Source organism: Sedimentitalea sp. XS_ASV28, assembly GCF_041224545.1.
Lineage (GTDB): Bacteria > Pseudomonadota > Alphaproteobacteria > Rhodobacterales > Rhodobacteraceae > Sedimentitalea.
Genome location: NZ_JBGFGP010000110.1, coordinates 1 through 12,700, shown reverse-complemented (window position 1 = coordinate 12,700; position 12,700 = coordinate 1). Strand labels below are relative to the sequence as shown.

14 protein-coding genes are annotated in these 12,700 nt (G+C 62.9%); 4 read left to right on the top strand and 10 right to left on the bottom strand.

All coding sequences use genetic code 11. The annotated features are described in order from the left end of the window. Positions 1 to 39 precede the first annotated feature (39 nt). The 5 genes from AB9K34_RS08430 to AB9K34_RS08410 form a co-directional block, all read right to left on the bottom strand. Positions 40 to 834, bottom strand: coding sequence for an ABC transporter permease (locus tag AB9K34_RS08430; protein WP_369953989.1), 795 nt, complete (start codon positions 832 to 834; stop codon positions 40 to 42). Next, on the bottom strand, positions 827 to 1,594 hold the full coding sequence (locus AB9K34_RS08425) for an ABC transporter ATP-binding protein (RefSeq protein WP_369953988.1): 768 nt from the start codon (positions 1,592 to 1,594) through the stop codon (positions 827 to 829). Before AB9K34_RS08425 ends, AB9K34_RS08430 begins: the two co-directional genes overlap by 8 nt. Before the next feature lie 5 nt (positions 1,595 to 1,599). Next, positions 1,600 to 2,613, bottom strand: a complete 1,014-nt coding sequence (locus AB9K34_RS08420; protein ID WP_369953987.1) for an ABC transporter substrate-binding protein — start codon at positions 2,611 to 2,613, stop codon at positions 1,600 to 1,602. Positions 2,614 to 2,715: 102 nt separating this feature from the next. Next, complete coding sequence (locus tag AB9K34_RS08415) at positions 2,716 to 3,894, bottom strand: YbfB/YjiJ family MFS transporter (protein ID WP_369953986.1); 1,179 nt, start codon at positions 3,892 to 3,894, stop codon at positions 2,716 to 2,718. A 21-nt stretch (positions 3,895 to 3,915) separates the two neighbouring features. Beyond that, positions 3,916 to 5,055 carry a serine hydrolase domain-containing protein gene (locus AB9K34_RS08410; protein ID WP_369953985.1) on the bottom strand — a complete coding sequence of 380 codons (1,140 nt, stop codon included), beginning with the start codon at positions 5,053 to 5,055 and terminating at the stop codon, positions 3,916 to 3,918. A gap of 119 nt (positions 5,056 to 5,174) precedes the next feature. Here AB9K34_RS08410 and pheS point away from each other — a divergent pair, with 119 nt between their 5' ends. Both pheS and AB9K34_RS08400 read left to right on the top strand, forming a co-directional pair. Further along, complete coding sequence (pheS, locus tag AB9K34_RS08405; RefSeq protein ID WP_369953984.1) at positions 5,175 to 6,248, top strand: phenylalanine--tRNA ligase subunit alpha; 1,074 nt, start codon at positions 5,175 to 5,177, stop codon at positions 6,246 to 6,248. 184 nt (positions 6,249 to 6,432) lie between these two features. Beyond that, positions 6,433 to 6,813 (top strand): cytochrome c family protein, encoded by a 381-nt coding sequence (locus AB9K34_RS08400; protein ID WP_369953983.1) that lies wholly within the window; start codon positions 6,433 to 6,435, stop codon positions 6,811 to 6,813. A 129-nt stretch (positions 6,814 to 6,942) separates the two neighbouring features. On the opposite strand, the gene AB9K34_RS08395 is transcribed toward AB9K34_RS08400, so the two are convergent. The 3 genes from AB9K34_RS08395 to AB9K34_RS08385 form a co-directional block, all read right to left on the bottom strand. Then, positions 6,943 to 7,653: a CbiX/SirB N-terminal domain-containing protein gene (locus AB9K34_RS08395; RefSeq protein WP_369953982.1), complete on the bottom strand. Its 711-nt coding sequence runs from the start codon at positions 7,651 to 7,653 to the stop codon at positions 6,943 to 6,945. A 25-nt stretch (positions 7,654 to 7,678) separates the two neighbouring features. Continuing rightward, positions 7,679 to 8,239: a DUF4202 domain-containing protein gene (locus tag AB9K34_RS08390; RefSeq protein ID WP_369953981.1), complete on the bottom strand. Its 561-nt coding sequence runs from the start codon at positions 8,237 to 8,239 to the stop codon at positions 7,679 to 7,681. 74 nt (positions 8,240 to 8,313) lie between these two features. Further along, positions 8,314 to 9,864 carry a phospholipase D-like domain-containing protein gene (locus AB9K34_RS08385; RefSeq protein ID WP_369953980.1) on the bottom strand — a complete coding sequence of 517 codons (1,551 nt, stop codon included), beginning with the start codon at positions 9,862 to 9,864 and terminating at the stop codon, positions 8,314 to 8,316. A gap of 278 nt (positions 9,865 to 10,142) precedes the next feature. On the opposite strand from AB9K34_RS08385, the gene AB9K34_RS08380 reads away from it, so the two are divergent. Next, positions 10,143 to 10,472, top strand: a complete 330-nt coding sequence (locus AB9K34_RS08380; RefSeq protein WP_369953979.1) for a YqjD family protein — start codon at positions 10,143 to 10,145, stop codon at positions 10,470 to 10,472. Position 10,473: 1 nt separating this feature from the next. Continuing rightward, entirely contained in the window at positions 10,474 to 10,833 is a 360-nt protein-coding gene (locus tag AB9K34_RS08375) for a phage holin family protein (protein ID WP_369953978.1), read from the top strand. 46 nt (positions 10,834 to 10,879) lie between these two features. Here AB9K34_RS08375 and AB9K34_RS08370 read toward each other — a convergent pair whose 3' ends face one another. Both AB9K34_RS08370 and greA read right to left on the bottom strand, forming a co-directional pair. Beyond that, positions 10,880 to 11,902 carry a hypothetical protein gene (locus AB9K34_RS08370; RefSeq protein WP_369953977.1) on the bottom strand — a complete coding sequence of 341 codons (1,023 nt, stop codon included), beginning with the start codon at positions 11,900 to 11,902 and terminating at the stop codon, positions 10,880 to 10,882. Positions 11,903 to 11,913: 11 nt separating this feature from the next. Continuing rightward, positions 11,914 to 12,384: a transcription elongation factor GreA gene (greA, locus tag AB9K34_RS08365; RefSeq protein ID WP_369953976.1), complete on the bottom strand. Its 471-nt coding sequence runs from the start codon at positions 12,382 to 12,384 to the stop codon at positions 11,914 to 11,916. Between the last annotated feature and the right edge of the window lie 316 nt (positions 12,385 to 12,700).

Here is a 12,700-nt window from a genome sequence, read left to right as displayed (position 1 = left end):
GTCACCGATCCGCGCCGCTGAAACCAAGGGGCCTGGACATCAGCTTCGCCAGCGCAGAAGCCAGTTTTCGAGCCGTCCGATGGCCCAGCTCGTGACGACGCCGAGGCTGGAGAGGATGACCACGCCGGCGAACAGCCGTTCGAGATCATAGAGCGAACCGGCCTGAAGGATGTAGGCACCGATACCGTATTCCGCGCCGAGCATTTCGGCGGCGACCAGCAGGATGATCCCGATGGCGATGGATACTCTCAAACCGGAAAGGATGCCGGGCAGCGCGCCGGGCAGGACGATCTTTCGCACGATCGACAGCCAGCGCAGCCCGAAACTCTGACCCATGCGCACCAGTGTCCGGTCCACGTTGTCGACCGCGCCGTAGGTCGCGACCACGGTCGGGGTAAAGGTGCCGAGCGCGATCAGCGCGTATTTGCTGCCCTCATCAATGCCGAACCAGATCACGAACAGCGGCAGGAGCGCGATCTTGGGTATCGGAAACAGAGCGGCGACCAGCGGGATCAGCCCGGCGCGCACATAGCTGAAAAGACCGATCAGGATACCCACACCGATGCCCGCCGTCACGCCCAGCAGAGACCCGACCAGCAACCGGGTCAGGGAGGGGACAAGGTGGGTCCACAACAGGCCCGAGCGCGCGAGATCGACAAGGGTTGCGGCGACGTCGCTGGGCCGGGGCAGGGTCAGGGGTGAAATCCATCCGGCCCGCGTGCCCCACTCGATGACGGCGAGCAGCAGAACGAACACGACAAAACCCGCGCCGCGCTTGGACACGGGGCGGAAGCCGCCGCCGCGAAAGGGAACCGGGCGTGCGGTCTCAGACATCGAGCAACTCCTGGTCGGCCGCCATGGCCTCGTCCTTCATGATCTGCCACAACCGCGATTGCAGGTCCTCAAGATGCGGGTCGCCGGGTGCCCGGTCGGACAGGGGGATATCGACCTCGATCACCTCGTGCACCTGCCCCGGACGACGCGACAGCACCGCAATCCTGTGACCCAGGCGCACCGCTTCGGCGAGGTTATGGGTGACGTAGACGGCGGTGAACGGCTGGCGCTGCCAGAGGGCGACCAGATCCTCCATCAATAGCTCGCGGGTCTGCGCATCCAGCGCCGACAATGGCTCGTCCAGCAGCATGACCGCCGGATTCACCGCGAGCGCCCGCGCGATCGCCACCCGCTGTTTCATGCCGCCGGACAATTGCCGGGGCAGGGCATCGCGAAAATCGCCCAGTTTCGTGCGCGCCAGAACGTCGCGGATGATCGTGTCAGCCGCCTGACCGCGAATCCCGTGATCCTCAAGCACCAGAGAGATGTTTCCGCCGACGCTGCGCCAGGGCAGCAGGGCGAAATCCTGAAACACGAAGGTCAGCGGGTTCAGGCAATCCGCAGGTGCCGAGCCCCGTTGCAGGACCTGCCCGGTGTCGGGCCGTTCAAGCCCGCCGATCATCCGCAGGAGCGTGGATTTCCCGCAACCCGACGGGCCGATCACGCACAGGATCTCGCCCGCAGGGATGTGCAGGGTGATGTCCTGCAACACCGGTACGTCGCCATACCGGTGCGTCAGTTTCTCGACGGTCAGTTCCACGGCGGCTAGATCACCTCGACATAGGAAGGATCGACCAGCGTTTCGGTGGTGATGCTGTCCTTGATCAGACCTTCCGACCGGAACCAGCCCAACTGGTCCTCGACCGACTTCATGTTCAGCGCCGCGTTCTTGTTGATCCGCATCGCGCCGTTGCGGATGGATGGTGCGGCCTTTTCATAGGGACGGTCGGTATAGACATATTTGTGGATCAGCGTGACCATTTCTTCTGCGGCGTCGTCGCCCGCCGTCCTGTCGACCAGCGCGGCATTGAAATCGTCCGCGCCCTTGCTGAATGCGCGCAGGAAGGCTTCGGTCCTGCCGCGCTCGTTCGCGGCATTGGCCGCCGAGGTAAAGACGGTCGTGACCTGATAGTCGGGGATATAATCCGAGACCATGCCGATGTGCTGAACCGCGCCGGCGCCGGCCAGTGCCTTGCCGATATGCGGCACGATGGTCCAGGCGTCGACCTGTCCGGATTTCATGGCGCCGATGATCGCGCCGACCTTTTGCAGAGGCTTGAAGCTCACCTTGGCGTTTTCGGCCCCGGCGATCCTGGACCCCATGTAGTGAAAGGACGACCCCGCCTGCGTCATGGCAAAGCTCTTGCCGTCCAGCATCGCCGCATCGGTCAGACCGGCCTCGAAGGCGGCGTTGCTGGCGAGGATCATCTGCCCGTCAATGCCCGGTTCCTCGCTCAGCGCGCCGCCGATCACCTTGGTTGCGCCCTTTTCGGCCAGTGATACCAGGCCGCCGGAAATGGCGGTGACCGCGTAATCCGCGTCGCCCGAAGCGATTGCCACCGCCATCGGTTGCGCGGCCTGAAAGAACTTGAACTCGACATCGAGACCCTCGTCGGCGAAATATCCGCGTTCATATGCGACAAAGCTGGGTGCGTGGCTGGTAAAGCGCAGGGCAGCGACATTGATCCTGGTATTGGCGAAGGCCGGGCTGCCCAGCATGGGCAGTGTCGCCGCCCCGCCGATCAGGCCAAGCGCGCCCCTGCGTGAAAAATCGCTCATTTTCGTTTCCTCCCTGTTTCCCTGGCCTGTGCCGGCCCTTCGATGATGCGCTTTTATCGCGCTATGTCGCGGTGAGGGCAATCCGTTGGCGAGATTCAATGGTCAGTCCCGATGCAGGGGCTTTTGCATGGTTGCCAGCCCGGCCCCGGCCAGAAGCACAGCGGCCGCCGCGAGCAGGCTGGTGCCGATGCTGGAGGTGCGGTCGCCAAGCCATCCGGCGGCATAGGGGCCAACGGTCTGAGATACCGCAAAGACCACGGTGAACAGGCTTATCGCCGCGCCCCAGCTTTGCAGGGGCAGGTTGTGGCGGATGAAATTCGTCACCGCGCCGGGGGACATGAAGACAGACAGACCAAAAACCGTTGCCGAGACCAGAAGCCCGAGCGGACCCGGAACCAGCACCGGCAAGGCCGAGCCCAGCGAGATGCAAGCAAGGATCATCGCGAGCGGGATGCCCGAATTGAAACGGGCAAAGACCGGACGCCAGACAAAAGGCGAAATGCACAGGCACAGGCCCAGCATGACCCAGACCATCGCGATCAGCTGGGCGCTGGCCTGTTGTTCGGTCATCCAGGCCGAAAGAAAGGTCAGGTAGACGAAATAGCCCAGTCCGAAACTGCCATAGCCGGCAAAGAGCGACAGCATCCTGCGCACCGGCAGGCGGGCCGGGGCGGGCGCATCTTGGCTCGGGGCACGCAGCTGACGCGCGGCCCAGAGACCCAGCGGCAGAAAGCAGACGCTCGTCACGCCGATGAACAGCCAGCCGCGCGGCCATGCGGTCGGTCCATAGGCGTCCAGAAGCAAGGGCAGGACCGCGCCCGACAGCACGATGCCCAGACCGCCGCCAAATCCGAACAGCAGCGCGATCGCCAGGGCATTTCGCCGGGCATCATTCTGGAAAAGCTGCGCCGCGAGCGCGCCCGAGGAGGCAAAGGACATGGCCCCGAACAATCCGGCTGCGAGCCGCCACAGGGTCTGCCACCACATTGCCTCGTGCAGGCCGGTCGCGATCAACGCCACCGTGGTTGTCGCCATGCCCAATGCGAACAGGCGCGAGGCGCTCATCCGGCCGATCAGCGCCATGGTGAGCACCGACCCCACGATATAACCCATTGCGTTCGCGGTGTTCAGCCATCCGGCCTGAGCATAGGTCCAGCCCATTTCGGCCTTCATCGCTGGCAGCATGAGGCCATAGGCAAACCGCGCAAAGCTGTTGGTGACGCACATGCCGAGCGCCAGGCCAAGCAGCACCAGCCAGGGACGGGCGGGTTCGTTACTCATGATCCGGCGACCGGATACACCTCACAGCCCGGCATAGACTGCCTGCTCATAGGCCTGATAGGTCTTCAGAAAGCGGGGTTCGAGAAAGGGCAGCGACTGGGTCATGATCACCGCGGCAAGATCTCTTGACGGGTCGATCCAGTAATGCGTGTTGCACACGCCCGCCCAGCTCAGCGAACCGGCGCTGCGCATGCCGGGAATGTCGGTCTCGTTGCGCAGAAAGGCAAAGCTGTGCGTGGAGCCTTGGGGAAACTCGACATCGGCGCTGACCAGGGGCGCGACGCTCTGCATGGGTTGGAATGTCAGCCCGTTCATCTGGTCCGAAACCATCGCGTCCAGCGCGTGTTCCGACAGGATCCTGTTGCCGTCAAGCTGCCCGCGGTTCAGCACCATGCGCAGGAACCGCAGGTAATCGGGGGCCGTGGAATAAAGCGCGTGGCCCATGCCATAGAATTCGGGATCGGCGGGGGGCGCGAGGTTGTGTGGCCGGAATTCACCATCTTCGCCACGCATCGCAACCGCAGAGAGCCGGTCCGCCAGGCGGTCCGGATCAAACGCTGTGTCGTTCATGCCCAGCGGTTCGAGGATTTCCTGCCGGCAAAACGCATCGATCCGGCGTCCGTCCACCGCTTCGACCACCTGACCCAGCCAGTCGATGGACGGCCCATAACCCCAACGGGTGCCCGGATCGGTGGTCAGCGGGTACATCAACGACGATTTCAGCCCAGAAAGCACCGTGGGGTGCCCCGTCAGTTCCATGTATTTCGGCACGTCGGGGTTCCAGAATTCGTATTCCATGCCGCTGGTGTGGGTGGCCAGATGTCGCAGTGTTGCATGGGTTTTCGGGGCACGCAGGACGGGTTCATTGCCGTCGAAGCCGTCCAGAACCCTGAGATCGTTCCAGGCTGGCAAAATTTCGGCCACGGGCGTGTCCATGCCGATCGTGCCGCGATCGATCAGGATCATTGCGGCGACCGATCCCACGGCCTTGGTCATGGAAAAGATTCGGAAGGCGGTGTCCTCGCTCGCGGTCAGACCCTCGCGCGCGTCGCCCGCCGCGCCGCTGAAGGTCACACCCCGGGCATTGGCGGTCATCGCGACGACAAAGGGCACGTCCCTTGCGTCGGTGGCCTGGTCAAGTACGGATTGCAGATGGCTCATCACGTCCTCCCGGTGATCTCGCGGCCACGCTAACGCCAGGTCGTGGCGCATGTCCATCGCTGCCTTGCAATTGCGGGGCGGTGCGGCTAGCAGGGCGGGAAAGAAAACCGGGGGCCACGATGGACGATCTGAAAGCCAAATATCTCGGGCAAATTGCCGAGGCTGCGGATGAATCCGCTCTCGAAACCATACGTGTCGCGGCGGTGGGCAAAAAAGGCGAGGTTGCCCTCAAGATGCGCGAACTGGGCAAGATGACCGCGCAAGAGCGCCAGAGCGCCGGCCCTGCGCTCAACGCGCTCAAGGACGAGATCAATTCCGCCATTGCCGCCAAGCGGGCCGCGCTTGCCGATGCGGCGCTGGATGAACGCCTGCGCACCGAATGGCTGGATGTGACGTTGCCCTCGCGCCCGCGTCGCCAGGGCACGATTCATCCGGTCAGCCAGGTGACCGAGGAACTGACCGCGATCTTTGCCGAGATGGGGTTTTCTGTGGCCGAGGGGCCGCGCATCGACACCGACTGGTATAATTTCGATGCGCTGAACATCCCTGGCCACCATCCCGCGCGGGCCGAGATGGATACGTTCTACATGCACCGCGAAGACGGCGATGATCGCCCGCCGCACGTGCTGCGCACCCATACCAGCCCGGTTCAGATCCGCACCATGGAACAGCGTGGCGCACCGCTGCGCATCATCTGCCCCGGTGGCGTATACCGCGCGGATTACGACCAGACGCACACGCCGATGTTCCACCAGGTCGAGGGCCTTGCCATCGACAAGGATATCAGCATGGCCAACCTGAAATGGGTGCTTGAGGAATTCTTTTCGGCGTTCTTTGAAATCGACGGTATTAAGACCCGGTTCCGCGCGTCGCACTTCCCCTTCACGGAACCGTCGGCCGAGGTCGATATCCAGTGCTCGTGGGTGGATGGCCAGTTGCGCATCGGCGAGGGTGACGGCTGGATGGAGGTGCTGGGCAGCGGCATGGTGCATCCGCATGTGCTGCGCTCGGGTGGTGTCGATCCCGAGATCTGGCAGGGCTTTGCCTTTGGCATGGGCATCGACCGGATTGCGATGCTGAAATACGGCATACCGGATCTGCGTGCATTCTTTGATTCAGATTTGCGCTGGCTGCGCCACTACGGGTTTTCCGCGCTGGATATGCCGACCCTGCATGGTGGCCTGAGCCGCTGAGCGGGTGACGACCCGGCGCATTTGACGATCTCTGAAATTGCCTTCACGGCGGCATGACAGGGTGCCTTCGACATCTTGCGACCTATTGTCCCCAATGCCGACTTTGGTCGCGGAACGGGTTCAGGCCATTGGAAGTTGGCCCGCAAGCGCGTTAGATACCGCCGTACTAAGAGGAGATTTTCATATGATCAGACCCATACTCAGCACCGCTGCGATACTTATGGCTTTGACGGCACCGGCCTTCGCGGAAGGTGATGCGGACAAGGGCGAAAAGGTATTCAAGAAGTGCAAGGCATGCCATGCTGTCGGTGAAGACGCCAAGAACAAGGTCGGCCCGGTCCTGAACGGTATCGTCGGCGCGCCTGCGGGGGCAAACCCGGACTTCAGCTATTCCAGCGCCCTGACGGAAAAGGCGGCAGAAGGACTGGTCTGGGATGAGGAATCCCTGACGGCGTTCCTGACCAAGCCCAAGGACTTCATGAAAGGCACCAAGATGTCCTTTGCGGGGCTGCGCAAGGAAGAGGACAGCGCGAACGTCATCGCCTATCTGAGCACGTTCAACTGATCCTGCACTGATCGCTGCGGTTCGCTCGACGCCACCGCATTCGTCAACAGACGCAGACATGTATTCGGGTCCTGCCATATGACGGGTCGGACCCGTTTGCTGATAGCGGCGAGACGTGTTGTCGGGCTGTCAGCCGCCGTGATTGCGCAGAGCGGCGGCGATCATCGCCGCGATTTCGGGATGCGTTCCGATCGGAGCCAGCCGAACTCCGCGAAACGCCGCCTCATCCAGCGCTTGCGGGATGTCGTCGATCACATGACCGCCCCGTGCGGCGAAAAATGGCAGGCATACCGCCTGATCCGTGTCAAACCGCGCAGCGTCCTTCAGAAAAGGCGTCTCCTCGATATATCCGGCACGAGCCAGCGCGAATTGCATCTGCCCGGATAGCGCGCCGAGGAAATTCTCGGTATCGCGTGCCGAATTCCGGCTCTTTCCCGACCCGTGGGAAGCCACGACGAGGCAGGTTTCCGCGGCGTGCCAGTGTCTTTTGCCGAGTTCGCCCCGAATGATTCCGGCCGCCAGGTCGGGCAGGCCGGGATCGGTGCCCAGAGGGGGCAATATATGCGCTTTGGCGCCGCCCAGCCGTTTGGGCAGCATGGTTCGCGTGAACCAGCCATCGGTCATGAACAGCGGATAGACGACAGGCGTCGCTCGGCATTGCTGCATGGCCGCCTCAAGCGCGCCCGTCTTGGCAAGCGTCGCGCTGCGCACCGTCCATCCGGGCAGGTTCCCGGCCACCCGTTGCGCCAGTTCAGCCAGGATGGCTTCGGCGGGGTCAGGGTCCGAAGGCTGGCCGTGGCTGACGATGATTGCCTGCGGAAGGTCGTGATCCGAGGTCATTGCAAAGAACCGTCCCGTGCGCCGCTCATGTCCGAAACGCGGAGGCAAGGTTTTCGGGCAGGTCGAATTCGCGCAGGACGCGGGCGCGGGCTTCTGCCGACATCTTGCGGGCAGTCTTGGCGACAATGCGCTGCATCTTCTCGGGCTCCTGGGTTTCGGAGAATGGCGCGAAATACCATTTCAGAAACACGAAACAGATCACGTCCTCAAGCATCTGCACGTCTTCGTTGCGTTTGATTCCTTCCTTGCGGATCATGCGACCGGCGGATTCGGCATCCTCCTGCGAATAACCGGCCTCCCGCATGATCTCTCCCACGCGGTCGGCATGGTGTTTCGCCAGATCGCGACGCCAGTTCAAGTACCCTTCGCGCCCCTCGGGATAGTCGGACCGGCTCTTGGTCCAGCGTTCGATATGCTGGCCGCGCGCCGCGATCTGCAACGGGTCCGGCGCATCCGGGAACAACCGCGCCAGTTCCGCGGTCATGCGCTGGCCGTAGAGCTGTGCCGCCGGGGCGCCTTCACTGGTATCCGGGTCATGTGCATTGGCCGCGTCGATGGCGGCGAGGGCGGCGGCAAGGTCGGTCATTGGCTGTTCCATCGTCCTGGGGATCGCTGTGTTAAAGGTGCAGCGCATCGTGCCGGCATTCAAGGGGCGATCGGTCAGACCATCTCTTCGGGGATGCCGGGCAGGGTGTGGCCAAAGCGCCGCGCAGGACGCGAGGCATAGGGCAACAGAAAACCGGTGCGCTCGTCCGGGGCGATCTTGGCATTGGCCTGCGCCCTGAGCCGCCAGGCGGCAACCGCATTGCCCCGGTCGAGACAGTCCTCGCCGGCATCGCGGCCCAGCCACTGGTGTGTGCAGCGCGCCCACAGCGCGTCAATGCGGTCCGGTTCGCTCAGGCAAATTCCGGCCTCGGTGTCCCACCTGAAACTGCGCCCGTTCAGATTGGCCGAGGACACGATCGCGAGATCATCGTCAAAGATCGAAACCTTGGTATGCACATAGATGATCGGTGCGTCATAGAGTGTTGCGCGCCCATCGTCATCGGCCCTGCGGGTTTGCGCCGGTGAGCCGATGAACACCCGGTCGCCAAAGGCGTCTGCGATCATCTGGATGCATTTCGCCTGAAGGTATTCGCCGTATTTCTCGGCCTTGCCCGGGTCCTGTTCGAAGGCCACCTCTTCCGGCGCGGCCGGCAGGATGAGAATAAGCCCGAGTTCAGGGTTGTCACGCGCGCGCCGGGCGAGTGTGCGGGCGAGTCTTGTATCGCGGAAATATTGTGTTTCCAGATAGATGAAGCGTCTTGCATTGGCGATTTTGCTCAGATGTGTATCGGCAATCTCGCGCAGGACGGTTTTGGGGGACATGCGGGTAATCGACAGGTAGCGCTTGCGCGACACGGTCCGGATGAGCCCGGTCAGGTGGGGAGGGCGCGCGCCTTCAGCGATATCCTGAAAGGTCTGAAGGTGACGCAGCGCAGAGGCGGCTTGCGGGCCACGCAGGCAGATTTGAACGTCATGCCATGTTTCTTCGGGCGGCCGGTCATGGCCCGGATCGTCATACCGCCGTTCATTGAGGTCAAGGCCGCCGATATAAAGTACGTTTTGGTCGATCACGGCCAATTTCTGGTGATGGGTCGCCGGATAGACATGCGGAACCGGCCAGAGTCGCGCCGTCAGGCGCCCGGCCTTGATCGCAAGATGCTTGCGCAGGCCGGGGGCCTCGCGCAGATAGGTATCGCGTTCGGATGGCGGCAATTCGTTCAGTTGCGAGGCCGTGCCCCGGAGTTCAAGATAGGCACCCGGCCAGAGCAGCAGTCGCGGTATCAAGCCGATTCGCGCGGGATGCATCGCGGCGCGCGCCCTGAGTTGCGCGGGGCGACCGGACAATTCCGCGGCAGTGTGCAACGCGCGCAGGGCTGACCAGGTGGCCCGATGGGCATCGGGAAGGGCGACGGGGTCGAAATCGCTGATTGTCACGTCAATGTGGATACCGCGACCCAACAGATGCGCAATCAGGTCCATCCATGTCTCGCCGAATTCGCGTGCCTCGGCACTGCGCAACCGTGTCGTCGGATCGAACACGCGGAAACACATGGTGATCTGGGTCCGTGCCGACAGGCATGCACGTTCGAATTCGGGATAGGCCTCCTGGGCGGTCAGCAGGATGTCGAAGTCTTGCTTTTTGTTCTTGTCGCTCGCTACTGACATCGCTGATGGTCCTGTCCCGATGCTCGGTTTGCTGGCTTGTTGTGGGAAGTATACGGCCCTGGTCATGCCGGCGTTCTGGATGACCGGGCATTCTCTCCAAACCTCGCCGCAAACGGGGTAATTTGAAAGTGGCAGGCACCCCAGATAAGCGACATTTCGCCTCTTGGTCGATGCGATGACAGCGATGGGCACGATATTTCTCCGCCAGATACATGTCGCATTTGCAGGCGAGGCGGGTTCATGCTTTGTTTATTTGAGAGTCGAAAAGGAGACATCTCATGGCGACATCCAGTTCCAGCGGGTCCCGCAAGGCCCCGACAGTCGAGGATCTCGAAAAGAAGATCGACGTCCTTCAGCAGGACATCGGAGAACTGACCGGCCTGATGGCGGAAATGGGCAAGGCACAGGCCGCGAAGCTGAGCGACGAGGCCGAGGCGCAGGCCAGGAAGTTCCGGGAAAAGGGCGAACAGGCGGCGGCCGAAGCAAAGGCGCAGGTCGAACAGCTGCAAAGCAATGCCAATGATTTCATCCGCACACAGCCAGCCACCGCAATCGGCATGGCAGCGGGGCTTGGATTTCTGGTCGGTATGCTGATGACCCGCCGGTAGGATGGTTCCGCGTCAACTGAAACGGGCGGCGGCCCGGACCGCGATGCGCACCGGGTTGCTCACTGCCGGAGCGTTGCTCGTGCTCGTGGGCATCGGGTTTTTGACCGCGGCATTGTGGGTGGCCCTGGCGCTGCAAATCGGGGGACCGTTCGCATCTCTGATCGTCGGGTCGGCCTATCTCGGGCTCGGTTTGATTGTTATCGGTGTCGCCGTCTCGAAACCGTCGCAGGAAACGGCCCCGCCGAGCGAGCCGGAACAGGAGGAGCAGTCGTTGGGACTCGATGATGCCCCGCCACTCATCCAGGCACTGCTTCAGGCGTTTCTCTATGGAATGCAGACCGGGATGAAGGCCGGCAAATAGTGTTGCCCTGAACCCGGCGCCGGCTGCCGTCAGGCGGGTCGCAGGATCAGTCGAAGGTCCCCGCGACCCGCCCCAGCAGCATGAAGGCGCGGGCGGTGCGGGTGTCGCTGAGTGCGGAGATGTCGGCATCGCTTGCATCGGTTTCGAAATCGGCAAACATGCGGTCGAACAGGCGCAGGAAATGATGCGCCGCATCGCGAAAGATCGGATCCTGCTTGATGCGGCTGGCCGTCCGGGACAGCGCGGTCCGGTCGTGGACGCCCCCAAGGGCTGCGACCTCGCGGCCGCGTGTGCCATGTGCGAACTGCCGCCATACGTCCGGACGCGCCATATCAGGACTCAGATCATCCATATAGATGCCTTCCTGACTCAGCAGGGTGAGCACATCCTGGCTCGCCTGGATCAACTGCGCCGCCTGTCGGTCACGCAGGGCAAGGCGCATGGCGTCGAAGCCGGCCTTGTCTTCGGCGTTCTCGGGAAAGTTCAGCGCGCGGACAAAGCTCTCTGCGGCGAGCGGCGGCGTCGCGGGCTCGGCAGGGGGGGCAAGCTCCAGTGCAGCCTGTTCTTCCCGGGCGGCAGGTCCGGCAGATAGCTGGCCGGGATCTGCGACGGGTTGCGCAAGCTGTGCCGCCAACGCCGCCAGCGTCGCCTCGGTTCTCGTCGTTGCGGCGGCGATGTCGTCCAAACGCTTTGACAGCGGGTTGTCCGTACTCGACCGGCCTTTTTGCGCTTGCGCGACATAGGCCTGTCGCAGGCCATCCACGGCGGCATGCAGCCGCTGGCTCTCATCGCGCAGGGCGCGGTTGGAGCGTGCAAGTATCGTCACCGCCCAGATCAGCGCGACCGGCAGGAACGCCGTCATCAGCGTCGTGAGCAGCCCAGGCCCTCCGGCCCCGTCGCCTGCTTCGGCCGGGATGCGCAGGAACAGGACCAGCGAAACCGCAAGCCACAGCACCGAGAACGCAATCGCGGCGATCTCGACGCCCGACAACCGGTCGTTGCTGGGTCTGCTATAGGTCCCGAGCGACCGGGGGACGGTCGTCTCGGGATCGGGAGAGGGCTCCGACATGACGTGCTCCGTCAGGAATAGGCGATGCTCACCACTTCATAGGATCGTTCACCGCCCGGCGTGCGTACTTCGACGCTGTCGCCTTCTTCCTTGCCGATCAGAGCGCGCGCGATGGGGGACTTGATGTTGAGAAGTCCCTTTTCGATGTTGGCTTCGTATTCGCCCACAATCTGCCAGGTTTTCTCTTCGTCGGTGTCTTCATCGACCAGCGTGACCCGTGCCCCGAACTTGATCGCGCCCGAGAGCTTGGACGGGTCGATCACGTCGGCAAGGCTCAGCACGCCTTCGAGTTCCTTGACGCGACCCTCGATGAACGACTGTTTCTCGCGCGCGGAATGGTACTCGGCATTCTCCGAAAGATCGCCGTGCTCTCGCGCTTCGGCGATGGCTTTGATGATGGCTGGCCGCTCGACGGTCTTGAGCTGCTTGAGCTCGGTCTCCAGTGCAGCGTGACCTGCCGGCGTCATCGGAATTTTGTCCATGGGTGTCGATCCGCTCAAAATGAGACGCCCCGCCGTATGAAACGCCGGGACGGTAGATAAGTCAGACCTTACCTGACCCAATCGCGCGACGGATTGCAAGGGGCAGGATGCCCCGCAGCACGCGAGATTTGGCCGAATGACGGTCGAATCGATGCCGAGGACGCGCCTCTCGGTCGCTAGGCCGTGTTGACAAAAGGTGTTAACAGGGCGGGCTGAACGTGATTCAAACTGGTATCTGCAATGGAGACCAGCTTGGCACGAGACCTGATGTCGGACGAAGAGTGGGCGTTTCATGAACGCTTCATCCTGGCCGCCC